This is a genomic window from Chryseobacterium sp. 2P, assembly GCF_059579425.1.
The window spans coordinates 3,625,234-3,642,405 of record NZ_CM184194.1 but is presented as its reverse complement, the minus strand read 5'-3'; the positions used below and the strand labels follow the sequence as shown (position 1 = coordinate 3,642,405).

The window sequence follows — 17,172 nt, the reverse complement described above, 5'->3', positions numbered from 1 at the left end:
TGGGAAAATGAAACAGTTTTATTTCCTTTTCATCCACTCCTCATAAGAAACCACACCTAATTCAGGTTTTCCGTCACCTTCTAAAATCGAAATAAATTCCAGCTGATTTCCATCCGGATCATTAAAATAAATCGTCAAAGCAGGCATCCATGCAAAAACCATTGGCTTTTCAATGCCGTCTTTCAGAAAATTATAAGGTTTCAGGTTTTTATTTTTCAGAAATTCGACAGAATAATTCAGAATATCTTCTTTATCAGTAGTAAAAGCAAAATGTCTCGTTTGCAGATTTTCCTTCTGCTCCCATAATCCCAACATGGATTCCTTGTTTTTTCCGATCCACAAAAATGCAATTCTTCGGTTTTCTTCTTTATGGGCAAATTCCAGTCCCAAAATTTCGGTATAGAATTTTATTGCATTTTCCAGATCACTCACCTGAATATGAGTCTCGTACAGTCCTTTAATCATGAGTTTAAAATTTTAATGAAACAAATCTAGAAAACGTATTTCCAAAAACTCTCCATTATTAATTCCTTTATATAAAATGAATGATAGATTTTTTCTAAACACAAATACCACAAATTTTTTCACAAATTTCACAAGGAAGATTGTTGTTATTACTGCAAGAATTCGTGCAATTAGTGTTTAAATAAAATTTTTTTCAAAAAAAACATACTACGCAAAAACATTGCGCAAAAGCATCCTTACTTTGCATCAGAAATCAGGGAAAAAGTGATAATCCTCTGAAATGTTTAACAAAAAAACAGTAACCATGAAATTTAATTTTTTAAGAAAAGAGAATAAAGTAGTAACGAACTACGAAGGTGCAAAAGCTTATACGATGACACCTGCAGAAGAATTGTACAGTGCTGTTGTTACAACAGGATTATCCAATACCACCTATGAAAAAGGAAGTGAAAGACTTACAAGAATTCAGTCCCTGATTCAGAAAAATGATCCGGAATTCGTTGCAAAATTGGCAGTTTATGCAAGAAAAGATATGTACCTGCGTTCCATTCCGTTGGTTTTGACAACCGAATTGGCAAAGCAGACTTCAGGTACAGACTTGGTAAGCAGAACCATCGACGGAGTTATTCAGAGAGCGGATGAAATTACCGAACTTTTGGCGTATTACCAATTGGCAAACGAAAGAACAGATCTTAAAAAACTGAACAAACTGTCAAAGCAAATTCAGAAAGGTCTGGTAAAATCATTCAATAAATTTGATGAATACCAGTTCGCCAAATACAACAGAAAAGCTGAGGTAACCCTGAAAGATGCCCTGTTTCTGGTTCACCCGAAAGCAAAAGATGAAAACCAACAGGCTATTTTCAACAAAATCGTCAACGATTCGTTGGAAACACCTTACACTTGGGAAGTAGAACTTTCAGTATTAGGTCAGACAAAATTTGCCGATGATGCCGAAAGAAAAGCAGCCTTCAAAAACAAATGGGAAGAACTGATTTTCAGCAACAAACTGGGGTATATGGCAACTTTGCGAAACCTCAGAAATATTCTGGAAGCCAACGTTTCTCCGGATGCGATGCAGAAAGTTTGCAGCTATCTTTCGGATGAAAAAGCCGTAAGAAATTCAAAACAACTGCCTTTCAGATTCTTGTCGGCGTACAGAGAACTAAAAAGTATGAAATCACCTTATCTATCATCCATTCTCGAAGCATTGGAAGATGCGGTTTTGGTAAGTGCCAAAAATATCAAAGGTTTTGGATTCGATACTTCGGTCGTAATTGCGGCAGACGTTTCCGCTTCAATGCAACAGCCGGTTTCTCCAAGATCTAAAGTTTTGCTGTACGATATTGGTCTGTTAATGTCGATGATGTTGCAGTCGCAGTGCAAAAATGTGATTTCAGGTATGTTCGGTGACACATGGAAAAGAGTTCCGATGCCTAAAAACGGTATTTTGAGAAACGTGGATGCATTCTATAAAAGAGAAGGTGAAGTAGGTTACTCTACTAACGGTTATCTGGTCATCGAGGATTTGCTGAACAGACGCGAAAAAGTAGATAAAGTAATGATTTTCACCGATACTCAGCTTTGGAACAGCAACGGAACCCGAAATTCTTTCGAAGATTCTTGGAATCAATACAAAAGTTTTCACCCAAATGCAAAATTGTATATTTTTGACTTGGCGGGTTACGGAAGACAGCCTTTGGATATCAGACAAAACGATGTATACCTTATCGCAGGTTGGTCCGACAAAATTTTCGATGTACTGAACGCTTTGGAAGATAAAAAATCTGCCGTAGAAATGATTAAAAAAGTAGTGCTGTAAAAGGCACTGCTTTTAAAAATAAGACTAATAATTATTGTTTTCAGGAGCTTAATCCCGCTCTCCGCACTCGCTATTTTCTGGATTTCGGCTGTGGCGGCAAAGCCGCCACAGCCGAAATCCAGAAAATGAGCTCAAACAAATGCTGCGATCGGGGCTAAAAAAATGCAAAAAATGATAAAACTTTTTAACGTTATTGAAATCAATCCCGTTAAATATTCTCAAGAAGACTATGAGATTCCTGAATTATCATACTCTTCAAGTTCTGAAGAGCGGAATGATAGATGGCAAAAAGCTATATCTACTTTAGATCTTAATCTAAAATTAATCGAGGAAGATTCTTATTTCGTAGATATTGAAACAATTGATGATGAAAATCTGAAGATTATTTTAAAAATAGTTTTCGATGATAGAGATATAGATATTGAAGAAGAAAATTACTTGATGCTTTTTGATGGAGGAATTCTTTTAAAGAAAGACAATGAACTTCTTCTTGAGCCACAATGTTGTGCAGATCTTGAGGATATCAAAAATTGGGAATATATTTTCGAAAATAGTTCATCAGATTGGTCACAGTTATGGATTGGGCATCCATGGATTTTCTACAAAAAAGAAAATGGTAAAATTCAATTTTCCGATTATACCGAGGACTTGTTAAATGAATGGGAAAATAGACAATCTGTTTTTGAAGTCGATGAATTAGATTTGCAAATCGAAATTAATAAAATAAAAGAACGGCAGACACATTTCAATGATAGAGTTATTAAGCTTTTGACAGAAATATAAATTTAAAAACCGACCTATGAAATGAAGGCGTTAAGAAAATAAGCTGTACGAACGTTAAGAAGATTCTACTGTTTGAAATAGGAACAAATTCAAAACGAACAAATGAATAATTATAAATAATGGGAACTATTTTTTACAGAATTGAACAGGATCTTAAGGCGGGAAGAAAGAAAAAAGCCTGCGACAGACTTCGAAATCTGATCAATGAGTTTCCCGACGATCTTTCTTTGAGAGAGAAACTGGCTAAGATTTACTATGATTCAGGATTTAAAGATGAAGCCGGAAAGTTTTGGATCTTATCTGAACCTCAGAATTTCGACATGAAAGAAGCCGTTGAGATGTACAGGAATTCATTAAGCAATTCCGGAAATGCTATTTTAAAAGATATCGTTTTTCGGGGAGATAAAACTCAGCTTTCGGAATACGCAAAAAATATTCTGAAGGAACTGGAAACCGATAGCTTTAAGAAAACAAAACGAATTCCAGATTTTAAAAGAAAGCAAAGAGAAAAAGGAAATTATACAGAATCTAAAGATAGCTTTTTTAGTAATGTAGGGCTTTATTTGCTCATTGGAGGAATTATTTTACTTCCATTTTTAGGACTTGTTAAGCTGGGAGAGATTATCGGGTCAATATTTTCAAAATAAATTTTAACTGCGTAAAAAGAATGCGCACTAACGCAATAATTTTGCATCAACAAAAACAGATAACCATGAATTACTATAAAAAATGGCTTAAAGGAACACTGTATTGAGGTTAAATACTCAATACTTATGAAAAAAATTAAAACATTAAAGAAGTCTTTCGGAAGCAATGAATATGGATTAATTGACTTTCCGAAGAAAATTTCGAATGTGCAGATTTCCAGAATTTTATATGGAGATGAAATGGGATGTTCTTGGTGTTTTCCACATGGCTACGAAACCATTAATTCAAAAGAAATTAAGTTTCAGAGAAACTGGAAAAAATACAGAAAAACCCAATGGAAAACCAAAAAGTAAGTGTCGTAAAACAGAATTTCTTCGTTTAGGGACAGCAATACAGGTTCGAATCCTGTTTCCAAGTATTCGGAATGGTGTAATGGTATCACTCTGTCAGTAAGTCTCTGTTTGATTTTTTACCTTACTTTAAAAAAATTACCGGTGCCGTAAGAAAAGAATTCCTTTGATTTCGACTTGAACAAGAGTCTTTTCGTTACATTGCCCGGTTTTAAATAACCAATGTCGTCATCATAAGAGTTCCATCGTCTTACTTAAAATTTGAATTGATATCAAAAACTCTTATACCATGTTACTTGGTTTTTTTAAAAAATAATTTTAACTGCGTAAAAAGATTGCGTACCAATAGAGTAATTTTGCAGTAACAAAAAACAATAACCATAAAAACTTAAAAAATAATCGATGCCGTAAGAAAGAGTTCCTTCGAATCCAAACTGAAAAAGTCTCTTTCAAAATTTTGCTCGATTTTAAAATTACTTACAAGTGCCGTAGATAAAAGTTACTTCGATTTGTACAGAGGTTCGAATCCTTTCGCCGAAAGGTGTGGTCGAGTGGCTAGACGGTTTTTAAGACAGCTTTTATCACTGTTTGCCTTGTAATTTTTAAGAAAACTATTTAAAAAACATAAAAAATCAAGTGTCGTTTCAGAATCATACTTCGATATTTAATCTTTGGGTCGCAGGTTCGAATCCTGCCTGTTCCAAAATGGAAGAGTAGCTCAGACGGTAGAGCAAAAGCACTGAAAGATTCTCACATTATTACCTTGATTTAAAAAACAAAAGAGTGCCGTAGAAAAGGCTTACTTCGAACAGCAATTATTTAGATCAAAAAATCTAAAAAACAAGTGCAATTTCCTGAATAACAGTAGGGATCAGGTGCATGTCTGTCTTTTCGCCTTTTGCCTCTTTTTATTGAAAATTTAAAAATATCGGGTGTCGTAGTACAGAAATTCTTCGTTTCCCCGCTTAAGATGCAGGTTCAAATCCTGCCTGTGAAAACAGTAGTCTAATGGTAAGATGTAAGCCAGTAAGTGTCTGTACGAAATTTTACCTTGATATAATAAAGAGTGCCGTTAGAGAAAACTTACTTCGGTTAATCTTAATGATGTTGGTTCGACTCCAGAATAAATCTGAAAATGATTTATAATAAAGAGTTTTCTCGTCTTTTGCCTCTTTTTTTAATTTTAAAAACTTACAGATAAGTGTCGTAGAGAAGGGTTACTTCGTAAATATAACGGTCCTAAGGTAGCGTAATTCGGGCGACCGAACTGGTGAGGTTGGGTTGAAAACCAACTGGGCAAAAGTTTTCGAAAGAAAGCGTAAGTCTCTCGCAGATGTAGAATTGCCGGCTCCCTGCCCAAATCGGGTAAGAGCGGCGCTCATAAGAGCAAAAATACCTTTTTCGCCTTTTACCTTATCTGTTTTATAATATACAAGTGCCGTAGAATAGTGTTACTTCGCTCATTACGACGGGGTCGCGGGTTCGAGTCCCGCCTTTTCCACAGTTTAAAAAACACAAAATTAAAATAGGAAAAGTAGCTCAGTTGGTTAGAGCACGACATTGCACTTTCTGGTTGTTGCCTTGTTTTAAAATATAAAGTGTTGTAGAGAAAAGATACTTCGTCACCAATCGAAGGGCAGGAATAATGAAGCCTACTGATCCGGCAAGATTATCCGGTTCGACTCCGGCAGAACGATGCCCCGCTTTTCTTTTCCCGTTTGTAATCTTTATATTAAAAATCCGAAAAGCATATTGCTTTTCGGATTTTTTTCTTTAGATATAAATAATCTTATTCTTCAATTTTTTCTTGGTCTTCGTCCTCCTTTTTATCAGGGAAGATTAAAGACAGAATCACTGAAATTACCAAAACTCCTCCAACGATTCCCAAAGAAACCGGAGACGGAATGTGATACCATGGTGCGATCAGCATTTTTACTCCGATGAACGATAAAATAACTGCCAAACCATAAGGCAATTTGCTGAACATATGAATGAAATTCGCCAACAGGAAATACAATGATCTTAATCCCAGAATCGCGAAAATATTTGAGGTGTAAAGAATAAACGGGTCATTAGAAATCGCAAAGATTGCCGGAATGGAATCTACTGCAAAAAGAACGTCTGTAAATTCAATTACCGCTACAACAACCAAAAGCGGGGTTGCCATTTTCATTCCGTTCTGTACCGTGAAGAATTTGTCGCCCACGTAATTGTCTGAAACTTTCCAGAATCTCTTAATCAGTCTTGCTCCTGCTGTATTGCTGTAATCTTCTTCGTCGTCATCGTCTCCGTCGCCCCAGGATTTTATTCCTGCATATACAAGGAACAGCCCGAATAAAGTCATTACAATATTGATTTTCACAGGATGTCCGAAAATATTCATTTCAGGCAGATAGGTCAGATTAATTAATCCAACACCCGCAAAAATGAAAATTGCTCTGAAAATCAATGCTCCGATAATTCCCCAGAAAAGAACTTTGTGGTGAAGGTATTTCGGAACTTTAAAGAACCCGAAAACCAAGATGAATACAAATAAGTTATCCACCGAAAGCGCCTTCTCAATCCAGTAAGCCGCCTGATACTGCGTGAATTTCTCCACTGCCAAAGCATGACTTTCGGGACTTCCGTCTGTATTGAAAACCCAATAAACCACGCCGGAGAATACCATAGACAGCGAGATCCATACGATTGACCAGATTGTAGCTTCTTTGGAAGAAACTTCATGACTTTTTTTGTTGAAAACTCCTAAATCCAGAAGCAACATGATAACTACCGTTACCGCAAATCCCCAAACCAGACCGGGATGAAGATCTAAAATACCTTGATGTTTGTCCACTTTTAAATGTGCTTATTATACGATAAAAGCAATATTTGTACGGGTACAAGTATTGCTAAGTTTTATTTTTTATTTTAAAAATTTATTCAATAGTTAATAAGTTTTGGCTAAAGCCGGATTGGAACCTATTTTTAATGCAAGCGGGCTAAAGCCCGTTCCTATTGATAATCATTTTAAACACTAATATTTTACAAATATTTCTGCTTTACAGTTTCTATTGTTTCCTGCAGTTTTCGGTCTGCTGTAGGATCTCCGATCGCGTTGAACTTCCATTCTCCGTTTCTTTTGTAGAAAACTCCCATCACCATGGCAACGTGACCTCTGAAAGAAGCATCGTTCGCAATATCATATTTCGCAAAAACTTCTCTTACGTTGGTTGGCGTTCCTTCATAAATTCTGATGGATGCGAAAGGAATAGTCCCGAAATCCTGACCTTTATAACTGTTCAGAACCAAAGCAACGTGTTCTACATTGGAATCCAGATTGCTGAAATCTACAGTAATCACCTCATTGTCAAGACCGTCATCTCCATTCACATCTCCTGTTAAATCGTCTCCGCTGTGTCTTACAGAACCGTTTTTTGATCTTAAGTTTCCAAAATAGATTACTTCTGTTGCATTTTTATTAGAATCGTATAAAATACAGCTTCCGTCCAGATCTACCGCTTCTTTTGTAATCCCTCCGAAGAATCCTTTTTTCTCAATTGCCCCCCAGTTGATTCCTACACAAGCCTGTGTAAGCGTAGTTCCGTTTTCCTTTGTAAGGTTTATTCTCTGACCTTTTTGTAAGTTAATAGCCATTGTTATATTTTGTTTTAGTTCTAATTTTAATTTTTTTTTACTGTGCTTAGTTTAAACACAAAGATTCGCAAAGATTTTTTTTAATTGTTCTGCATATCTTTGTTCGCAAAGGCGTTTCACTCAGCAAATGATGGCAGTAAAGTGAAAAAGTTTGTAAAGAATTGAATTTTAAAACTTTTTACTTTTACTAATTATTTAAATTTAAATTCAGCATTGCGCGAAGAATATTGGTTTCCTCATTAATGTCGAACATTTTACTCATCACGTCTGTATTTTCTAGATTTTTAATGTAATCCTGAAGTACGGCAATGACCTGTTCCGGTAATATTTTTTTCCTTTCGTTCATCGTCTGTTCCAATTGTTCATTCTTTCTTTTTAACTGATAAACAATTGTTCCCTGATTTGATTCGTTGGGCATTGTATCTAGTTTTTCCAGTTTTTTAGGATCAATCAGATACATTTTTCTGCCTTCAATATCGAAGATGAAATGATCTTCAGACTGAAAAATCTTAAACAATTCATATTCGTTTCCCGCGATGGCGTATCCACACACAAAGCGGACTTTAAAATTCTGAATGTTAAGTCTTCCCAATAATTTTCTTTCAATCTGATAATCTTTATACTGATAGGCAGGAAAAGAACCGGACTTCAGCAATTCTTCATCAACATTTGAACGGTAGAATTCTGCCGCATATTTTTTGTTGAAATACAGAACATTATCCCAGTTCAATCGAAATTTATCTTCCGTAAGATCATTATACAGGCTTTTCAGCTGATTAGAAAAAATACCGCTGTACATTTTCCGGTCTGTTTCGAAGCCGTCAACACGCTTTTCCTCAAAACCGGAAATGTATTTGCTGTTAACATCAATTTCATTAAGAACCGCCAGCATATCATTTTCCTTCTGCCGTTTAATTTTGGTTAAAAGTTCAATGAGACTGTCGGTGTACTGAAGATGAAAAAGTTCCAGTTTGCTGTAATCGAGTCCCTTATTTTCCTGAAAAAGATTATGGATAATATCCGTCTTAATGTAGATCGAAATTATATCAACATTTTCAAAAAAATTCGCGAGAAGTTTAAGTTTGGTTAATCTTCTTTTGCTCTGAGACAATATGTTTACAGCATCATCATTCACTTTTTATCTCTCGTTATTATCCTCTTACGTTTGCTTTTAACTCGTGTTCCAAAGTCATTAAATCCTGATCCAGCTTTTTTCTTCCTTCTGCACCCTGCTTTTGGATCTGCTTCACTTCGTTCAATGTATTAATTAATTTTGAAGTTGTTTCTCTCAGTGTTTCCACAGAAACGATCGTCTGTTCATTCGCTCTGGCCACATTAATAGAGTTCTGCCCAAGACGTTCTGCATTCTTTCTTAAAATTTCTTCTGTTGTAGCCGAAACTTTTTGCTGAATTTCAATACTTTGCTGCTGTCTGTACATCGCCACCGCCAGTGAAAGCTGATTTTTCCAAAGCGGCAAGGTTGTTGTTAAAATCGTCTGCGCTTTTTCTGCAATAGAAACGTTGTTGTTCTGAACCAGCCTGATTTGAGGAAGCGACTGCATCATGATTAATCGAACTACTTTCAGATCCGCTAATCTTCTGTCTAATCTTGCAATAAAATCTCTCTTATCTGCAATCTGATAATCCTGAAATTCCTGAGTATTGGCTTCCATGTGCGCTAATTCTGCTCCCGCTTTTTCAATTCTCAGATTTCCGATAATCACCAGTTCTTCGATCTGTTTAATTGCATTCACATTGCTTTCAAAAATCGTCTGCAAAACAGCATTATCTTTCGTGGAAGTAATGATTCCTGCATTTACCTTATAAGCGATCTGATCGATATTGTTGATGATTTTATCATATTTGGCAAATAAATTCTCGATCTGCGTCATGACACTTTTCATGAAAGGCAATTTGCTTAAAAAACTTTTGAATTTATTTTGATTTAATTCTTCAACATCTACATAATTCAGCTCGACTAATAAATTATTAATCAATTCTCCGACTTCACCGGAATTTGATCTCCTTACATTTCCAAGGAAACTGTCACTCTGGTTGGATAATGTTCTCTGAAGGTCTGCCCCGAAATTAACGATAGATCCCGGATTGGTTTCGTCGATAGAATCTGCAAGGGCTTCATATTTCTGACGTTCATCTGTTTTCAGCTGATTCAGATTTACATTTCCGTCTCTGTCTACCAATGGGGCAGGAGGTGTACTTGGTGTAGCCATACCTGGTGGCGGCGCCATCGGAGTCGGCTCAAAAGTCTTTAAAGATTCGATCGATCCAAGCGGATCTATAGGTTGATTTTCCTGATTGTCCATGGTAAATTATTGATAGATTGATACAAATTTTTCAAGACCTTCTCTTTGTCCGGCTCCCACTGCTTCGAATTTCCACTCTCCGTTTCTGTTGTAGATTCTTCCGAATTCTACTGCGGTTTCGATAGAGAAATCTTCATCTAATTCATATTTCAGAATTTCTTCGTTGGTATCTGTATTGAAAATTCTGATGAAAGAATTTCTTACCTGTCCGAAGTTCTGTCTTCTGGAATCTGCTTCGTGAATCGTTACCACAACGGTAATTTCTTTCACAGCAGGATCAATTTTTGTAAGGTCTATTTTAATCTGCTCGTCATCTCCTGCGCCGTCTCCCGTAAGATTATCACCAGAGTGAATTACTGCTTTGTCCGGAGACTCCAGATTGTTGTAAAAAATAAAATGATTATCTGAAATTAACTTTTTATTTTCACCTAATAAAAATAAAGAAGCATCCAAATCGAAAGCGGTTCCGGTAGATGTATTGTTAATATCCCATCCAAGACCAACCGTAAATTTCGGTGCGTTTATATTTTCTCTCTGTCCTTTCTGTAAGTTAATAGCCATAATATAATTCGGTTTGTGTTAAAGTGTTTATATTGTTTTTATATTCTTTTATTAAATGATAATTGTTGCTGATTGCCAGTTCCAGCAGATTATCCATCAGTTCCTTTTTTACTTTAGACGAAAGATACTCAAAATTACCTGAATCTAAGCCTAAAATATATTTTACAATTCGTGTATTAAACTGAAAACTAGGCTTTCCCATTACTTCTGCGATATCTTCTACATTTTTCACTGCGTAATAATTAAAGTAATTTTCAATTTTAGGATCGAGATCAAAATTCATCAGTTCAGCATAATACATGAATAAAAAGTCTGCTTCTACATGGTACTGATTCAGAATTTTATTCACCGTAAATTCATGGCTTCCTGTTATTTTAATATCATCTATAAAAATACAAAGTTTTCCTCTAAGAAAATCTTTATCCAGATAATACGTATCATTCGCGATGAGATTTTTACGGTCTTCAAAACTTAAATTTCCATAATCTGTCGTATAGGTATGATTTCTGTTAATTTTCGATAAAATGCTTGATTTTTTTCCTTTCTGAAACAAATAAAAATCCAGATGCTTCTTAAAGTAAAAACATAAAAAATTAGAAGCGGTAGGAATCGCCATATAAGGACTTGGCAATACCACAATCTCTTTATCTGTATTTAAAATATCTTCATGTGAAAAAACAAATCCTTCGAACAGTTCTTTTGCAAATTTTTCAGCATACGACTTATCGCCATACTTGAAATAGCTGTATTCTTCGGGTGAAAAAGTAAATTCATCCGCCGAATGAATGTGGTGTAAGCTGTATCTTTTGTTCATAAATTATATTTTGTGTGTAAGTAAGTGTGCATTGAAACCAAAATCTTTTGCGCCCTTATAATCCGCGAAAGGATTATCTCCGATATGTAAAACCTGTTTTATATCTAAATCCTGATTGGGCAGTAAATTTTTAACTTCCTGAAATATTTTCGGATGGGGTTTGGAACAGTTCATTTCATCTGAATAAACATGAAAATCAATGTACTGATCCAGATTTTCAATCCTCAGAAATTTCCTCATCGTTTTTCCTTTGATGAAGCCTGTATTGCTCAGTATATTAATCGTCTTTCCCTGATTTTTAATTTCATCAAAAAACTGGTGTAAATTTTCAAAAATAACAACAGGTTTATACTCTAAAAATAAGTCTTCGCTTTTCTGATAAAAATAGTTCATATGGTCTTTACTCAATTGTTTTACATTAACTTCCAATGCATTCAGGATCAGTAAATAAATTTCAAAAGTGTCTATATTTCCTCCCGTTATTTCATTGATAGAATTGCAAAGATCATCGTAATATTTTACGACTTTCGCAACTTCGTTAATCGGTTTTTTTACGTCAAAAAATGAGGAGAACAGCTCAACTCTTTTTGCTTTAAATTCAGGATGAGATTTTATTAAAGTAAGCCACAAATCAAAAGAAAAATGTGAGTGATTGTGGATGTCTATATCTGTTTTCAAAATGGTACAGTTAAAATTTTATTTAGCTTTTTTCTTGAAAAAGATGTTTTAAATGGTTATTATTTTCTTTCATGGTTTGTGTTTAAAAATTGCCAATTCCTCCCAAAGATAGAATTTTTAAATTAATGTATAAATGTTGTTTGGTGTTTTAAGAAATTTTTATGATTATCCGCAATTTGAATCTAATATCTGATAGCGAAAAAATTCTTTTTTAAACGCAAAGTCCTCAAAGATTTTTTGAAATTATTGTGGGTGTTTTTCGTTCGCAGAGGCACTTCGTTCAGCAAATGATAGCATGACGCCTTGGCTGAGTGAAACGCCCTTGCGAACGAAAATGTTTTCAAAGAATTAAACAAAACCTGGCGATCATCGCGTTAAAAATAATTTGACACTCAGCATTTATTTCTTGAATTTTCAGTCGTTTAAAAAAAATAAAAAAAGTTTTTGCTGTTAAAATATTTTTTCTAGTTTTGCAACCGGTTAACAATCAACAATGTCAACAAAAATGATAAATATAATCACTTTAAGCAATCCTATCAGAGCTGTGTACTTTGGTAGCACTAAATATTTATCTGAATAACGATCGACCTTATAAAACTAAAATAAAACGAAGGCCTGTCTGTTTCAGATAGGTCTTTTTTGCTACCCTACTTTTCAGCTTTTACATTCGGAAAGGTTGTCTAATTTTTTAACGCAAACAAAAATTTTCTTACTGAATAAGAAAGTGAGCAAAGATTTTAATCAATAAATTGATTTTAAGAAGCTGGCTTCATCAGCGACTTTGTCGCAACTCTTTGCTTTCTTAAATAAAAAACAGTTTTCAAAGAACTTTGCGTTTTAAGACATTTTACAACCTTAAAATCAACAATTTAAATTAAACAAAATGAAATACAACACACGAAATATAGGGATTATAGCGCACGTCGATGCAGGAAAAACCACACTCACGGAAAGACTTCTTTATTACACGGGAATGATCCATAAAATAGGGAACGTGGATGAAGGAAATACCACGATGGATAAAGACATTCAGGAGAAAAACCGTGGAATTACGATTTCTTCGGCGGCAATTTCTACCCAGTGGAAAAAAGACGACAATATCTTCGATATCAACATAATTGATACTCCGGGACACATTGATTTTGCGGTGGAAGTGGAACGCTCTTTACGAGTTTTGGACAGCGTTGTAGCAGTTTTCTGTGCTTCTTCGGGAGTTCAGCCACAAACGGAAAATGTCTGGTTCCAGGCTGAGAAACATGGAATTTCAAAGATTTGTTTCATCAATAAAATGGACAGAATCGGAGCTGATTTCTTTGCCGTTTTAAATGAAATTAAAACAAAACTGAATGCAGTTCCTCTGGCTTTGCAAATTCCGATTGGCGCAGAGGATCATTTTGAAGGTGTTATTGATTTAGTTAAGCAAAAAGCATTGTATTGGATTGACGAAAACGGAGAAACCATTGTGGAAAAAGAAATTCCGGAACTTTACAAAACTGAAGCTCATGAATGGAGGCAGAAATTAATGGAAACTTTAGCGGAATCTGACGAACAGTTTTTTGAATATTTTCTGGATTCTGAAACAGAAATTGCTGAAGAAATGATTACTGAAGCCATAAAAAGAGCTTCTCAGTCGAGAAATTTAGTTCCTGTTTTATGTGGTTCTGCATTCAAAAACAAGGGAGTACAACCTTTGCTTGATGCAATTGTAAGTTATCTTCCTTCACCGGATCAGTTGCCTTCTGTGATAGGAAAAGATGCAAAAACAGAAGAAACGGTTGAATTGGAAAGAAATGAAAAGGATATTTTTTCAGGATTGGTTTTCAAAGTGGTGATTGATAAACATATGGGTAAACTTTCGATGTTGAGAATTTATTCGGGAAGTATACAATCCGGCGATACGGTTCAGAATGTAAGAACGGGTGAAAGTTTCAGAATTTCAAGGATTTTGCAGATGCAGTCGGACAAAACGATAACGGTTGATGAAGGAAAAGCGGGAGATATTGTGGCTTTAACAGGGATAAAAGATGCGAAAACCGGAGATTCTTTATCTTCTGTTGAACGGGCTGTTTTGCTTGAAACCATCACGATTCCGGCTCCGGTAATCAGGGTTTCCATTGAGCCGAAAACAAATGCGGATGAAAAATCTTTCGTATTGGTTTTAGCGAAAATTCAGGAAGAAGATCCATCGTTATTCGTAGAAAGAGACCGACAAACGGGCGAAACTTTACTGAGCGGTTTGGGAGAATTGCATCTTGAAGTTACTTTAGAAAAAATCAGGTTGAATCACGGAATTGAAATCAATCAGGGAAAACCTAAAGTTTCTTACAGGGAAATTTTAACCGAAACCAGAACGCACCGTGAAAAACTTGTGAAACAGAATGGCGGAAGCGGACAGTTTGCGGATATCACGTTTGAAATAGGACCGAGAAATGATGATGGCATCGGTCTGGAATTCATCAATCAGATCAAAGGAGGAGTAATTCCTAATGAATTTATTCCGTCTGTTGAAAAAGGTTTCCGTGAGGCAATGGAAAACGGAGCATTGCAGGGTTATCCTCTGGAAAGCATGAAAGTTACGCTTCTGGACGGATCTACTCACAGTAATGATTCTCATGCGCAGGATTTTGAAATGGCTGCGAGAGATGGTTTCCGGGAAATCGGAAAATCCTGTAAACCTAAATTAATGGAACCTATCATGAAAGTTGAGATTCAGACGATTGAAGATTATACCGGAGCGGTGACTGCGGATATCAACAAACGAAGAGGAATCATCACTTCGATTGATGAAAAATCAGGAAGAAAAATTTTCACGGCAGAAGTTCCTCTGGCTTCTACTTTCGGATATATTTCTGATCTGAGAACGTTAACGAGCGGTAGAGCTTCGATCAGCATGAAGCTGTCGCACTATACTTTGGTGCCTGATTTCATCGCAAATACATTAGTAACCTAAAAGACAAGGGCTGTAAATTATTTTTGCAGTCCTTGTTTGGGTTATTGATGAACTATCAATGATGAATTGTTTTTTTCTCCCGCTGATTTTGCAGATTTTTTATTTTCTATAGATTACACGGAGATTTGCATGAATTTAAACTTCCCTCATCATGCTCCAGCTTATTCAAAATTTTATTTCCCACAGATTTAACGGATTTTGTCAAATGTTTGCGGAGTATTTCTAAACTTCCATCCTCTAACTTCCATCTTCCAGCCAATATTCACAAACTCTCCAACTCAAAAACCCTCTTACTTCTCCGGCATCACTTTATACGTCGGATCATCCTGAATATTCACTTCAATTACGGCTTCTGCGTTTTTAAGCATTTGACGGCAGTCTTCGCTTAAGTGTCTTAAATGGAGTTTTTTATTTAGTTGTGCATATTTTTTAGAGAGTTTATCCAGAGCATCAATTGCACTCATATCAACAATCCTGCTTTCTTTAAAATCGATGACTACCTGATCCGGATCGTTTACAGGATCAAACTTATCAATAAAAGTGGTCACTGAACCAAAAAACAGCGGTCCTGAAATCTGATAATGTTTAATACCATTTTCGTCCGTATATTTTCTGGCGCGAATTCTCTTCGCATTATCCCAAGCAAAGACCAAAGTTGAAATGATGACTCCCACCAAAACCGCCAAAGCCAGATTGTGTAGAACAATCGTAATTAAAGCCACGGTAATTCCCACAAAAATATCAGACTTCGGCATCTTATTAATGATACTTATCGAAACCCACTGAAAGGTACTGATTGCAACCATCATCATGACACCGACCAAAGCTGCCATCGGAATTTTTTCAATAAACGGAGCTCCTACTAAAATGATTACCAATATGGTGAGGGATGCGATAATTCCGGAAAGTCTGGCTCTGGAACCTGCATTCAGATTCACTAAAGTCTGCGCAACCATTGCACAGCCTCCCATTCCGCCGAAAAAACCGTTGGTAACGTTGGCTAAACCTTGGGCTACCGCTTCTTTATTGGTGTTTCCTTTTGAATTGGTAATTTCATCCACCATAGATAAAGTCAGCAAAGATTCAATTAAACCCACTCCTGCCATAATTAAAGCATAAGGAAAAATAATCTGTAAGGTTTCTAATGAAAAAGGTATTTTCGGAATATGGAAACTAGGCAAATTTCCGCTGATGTGGGCAATGTCAGCAACCGTTTTTGTATGAATTCCGAAACCAACAACCACTCCGAAAACAATTAAAATAGCAATTAAAGAAGAAGGGACAACTTTGGTGATTTTCGGGAAAAAGTAAACAATAGCAATCGTTAAAGCCGTTAAACCTGACATTATATATAAGGAAGAACCCTGCAGCCAAGTCACAACACCATTTGCATCGGTAATTTTAAACTGTTCTACCTGTGCCATGAAAATGATAACAGCAAGACCGTTCAGGAAACCGTACATTACGGGTTGCGGAATCAGTCTCACAAATTTTCCGAGTCTGAAAATTCCGACCAGCATCTGAAAAACTCCGGCTAAAGCTACAGTTGCAAATAAATATTCTACTCCGTGGGTTTTGATCAGTGCGATTAAAACAACGATGGTTGCTCCCGCACCTCCGGAAACCATTCCGGGACGACCTCCGAAAATTGCAGTAACCAATCCCATCATAAAAGCAGCGTATAAACCCGTTAAAGGAGAAAGTCCTGCAAGAATTGCAAAAGACAAAGATTCCGGGATCATGGTCATGGCGACGGTAAATCCGGCAAGAAGCTCATTTTTGAAATTGATTTTTTGCGAAAAGTCGAAAAGTTTAATAGCGTTTTTCATTAAAAAATGAAGTTTAAGGATTTAATAATAACTTTAAAAAGAGTGTTTTCTATTTCCTTTTATCCGAAAACAGCTTTATAAAATCCTTAAGGCAATGTAACTCCGGATGAAGTTTTTCTTTTTATATTTATATTGGCCACAAAGATATAGACTTGAAATTTTCCGTCCAATTTTTATGGGATCTACTTTAAATATTTCACAATATGTTTCTCCTTAAATTATTGTCTCTTCAAATATAGCGGAATATAATATTTCACTATACATACCACATATTTAATTAAATTTTAACTAAAAATAGATTTTTACAAAATT

At 35.6% G+C, this 17,172-nt stretch carries 14 protein-coding genes; 5 read left to right on the top strand and 9 right to left on the bottom strand.

Going from position 1 to position 17,172, the window contains the following annotated elements; translation table 11 throughout:
* Window positions 1-18: 18 nt before the first annotated feature.
* Entirely contained in the window at window positions 19-465 is a 447-nt protein-coding gene (locus AC52CF_RS16555; RefSeq protein WP_496517401.1) for a VOC family protein, read from the bottom strand.
* A 304-nt stretch (window positions 466-769) separates the two neighbouring features.
* Between AC52CF_RS16555 and AC52CF_RS16550 the strand changes: the two genes are divergently transcribed.
* The 4 genes from AC52CF_RS16550 (at window position 770) to AC52CF_RS16535 (ending at window position 4,071) form a co-directional block, all read left to right on the top strand.
* Window positions 770-2,287 (top strand): TROVE domain-containing protein, encoded by a 1,518-nt coding sequence (locus tag AC52CF_RS16550; protein ID WP_496517400.1) that lies wholly within the window; start codon window positions 770-772, stop codon window positions 2,285-2,287.
* A 171-nt stretch (window positions 2,288-2,458) separates the two neighbouring features.
* Window positions 2,459-3,070 (top strand): hypothetical protein, encoded by a 612-nt coding sequence (locus AC52CF_RS16545; RefSeq protein WP_496517399.1) that lies wholly within the window; start codon window positions 2,459-2,461, stop codon window positions 3,068-3,070.
* Between the two features lie 119 nt (window positions 3,071-3,189).
* A complete protein-coding gene (locus AC52CF_RS16540) occupies window positions 3,190-3,717 on the top strand; it encodes a DUF6584 family protein (RefSeq protein ID WP_496517398.1) in 528 nt (175 codons plus the stop codon).
* A 126-nt stretch (window positions 3,718-3,843) separates the two neighbouring features.
* Complete coding sequence (locus AC52CF_RS16535) at window positions 3,844-4,071, top strand: phosphate ABC transporter substrate-binding protein (protein WP_290261862.1); 228 nt, start codon at window positions 3,844-3,846, stop codon at window positions 4,069-4,071.
* A gap of 1,786 nt (window positions 4,072-5,857) precedes the next feature.
* On the opposite strand, the gene AC52CF_RS16530 is transcribed toward AC52CF_RS16535, so the two are convergent.
* The 7 genes from AC52CF_RS16530 to AC52CF_RS16500 all read right to left on the bottom strand — a co-directional run bounded on the left by AC52CF_RS16530 (window position 5,858) and on the right by AC52CF_RS16500 (window position 12,081).
* Window positions 5,858-6,904: a TerC/Alx family metal homeostasis membrane protein gene (locus AC52CF_RS16530; RefSeq protein WP_214588638.1), complete on the bottom strand. Its 1,047-nt coding sequence runs from the start codon at window positions 6,902-6,904 to the stop codon at window positions 5,858-5,860.
* A gap of 188 nt (window positions 6,905-7,092) precedes the next feature.
* A complete protein-coding gene (locus tag AC52CF_RS16525; RefSeq protein ID WP_214588639.1) occupies window positions 7,093-7,704 on the bottom strand; it encodes a TerD family protein in 612 nt (203 codons plus the stop codon).
* Window positions 7,705-7,891: 187 nt separating this feature from the next.
* The gene (locus tag AC52CF_RS16520) at window positions 7,892-8,839 is read right to left on the bottom strand and encodes a hypothetical protein (RefSeq protein ID WP_214588640.1); all 948 of its coding nucleotides are present in this window, start codon (window positions 8,837-8,839) and stop codon (window positions 7,892-7,894) included.
* 16 nt (window positions 8,840-8,855) lie between these two features.
* The gene (locus AC52CF_RS16515; protein WP_214588641.1) at window positions 8,856-10,028 is read right to left on the bottom strand and encodes a toxic anion resistance protein; all 1,173 of its coding nucleotides are present in this window, start codon (window positions 10,026-10,028) and stop codon (window positions 8,856-8,858) included.
* A 6-nt stretch (window positions 10,029-10,034) separates the two neighbouring features.
* Entirely contained in the window at window positions 10,035-10,589 is a 555-nt protein-coding gene (locus AC52CF_RS16510; RefSeq protein ID WP_214588642.1) for a TerD family protein, read from the bottom strand.
* Entirely contained in the window at window positions 10,579-11,403 is an 825-nt protein-coding gene (locus AC52CF_RS16505; RefSeq protein ID WP_214588643.1) for a phosphoribosyltransferase family protein, read from the bottom strand. Before AC52CF_RS16505 ends, AC52CF_RS16510 begins: the two co-directional genes overlap by 11 nt.
* A gap of 3 nt (window positions 11,404-11,406) precedes the next feature.
* Entirely contained in the window at window positions 11,407-12,081 is a 675-nt protein-coding gene (locus AC52CF_RS16500; protein ID WP_496517397.1) for an HAD family hydrolase, read from the bottom strand.
* An 883-nt stretch (window positions 12,082-12,964) separates the two neighbouring features.
* Here AC52CF_RS16500 and fusA point away from each other — a divergent pair.
* The gene (gene fusA / locus AC52CF_RS16495; protein ID WP_290261847.1) at window positions 12,965-15,031 is read left to right on the top strand and encodes an elongation factor G; all 2,067 of its coding nucleotides are present in this window, start codon (window positions 12,965-12,967) and stop codon (window positions 15,029-15,031) included.
* A gap of 290 nt (window positions 15,032-15,321) precedes the next feature.
* On the opposite strand, the gene AC52CF_RS16490 is transcribed toward fusA, so the two are convergent.
* A complete protein-coding gene (locus AC52CF_RS16490; RefSeq protein ID WP_214588645.1) occupies window positions 15,322-16,860 on the bottom strand; it encodes a SulP family inorganic anion transporter in 1,539 nt (512 codons plus the stop codon).
* Between the last annotated feature and the right edge of the window lie 312 nt (window positions 16,861-17,172).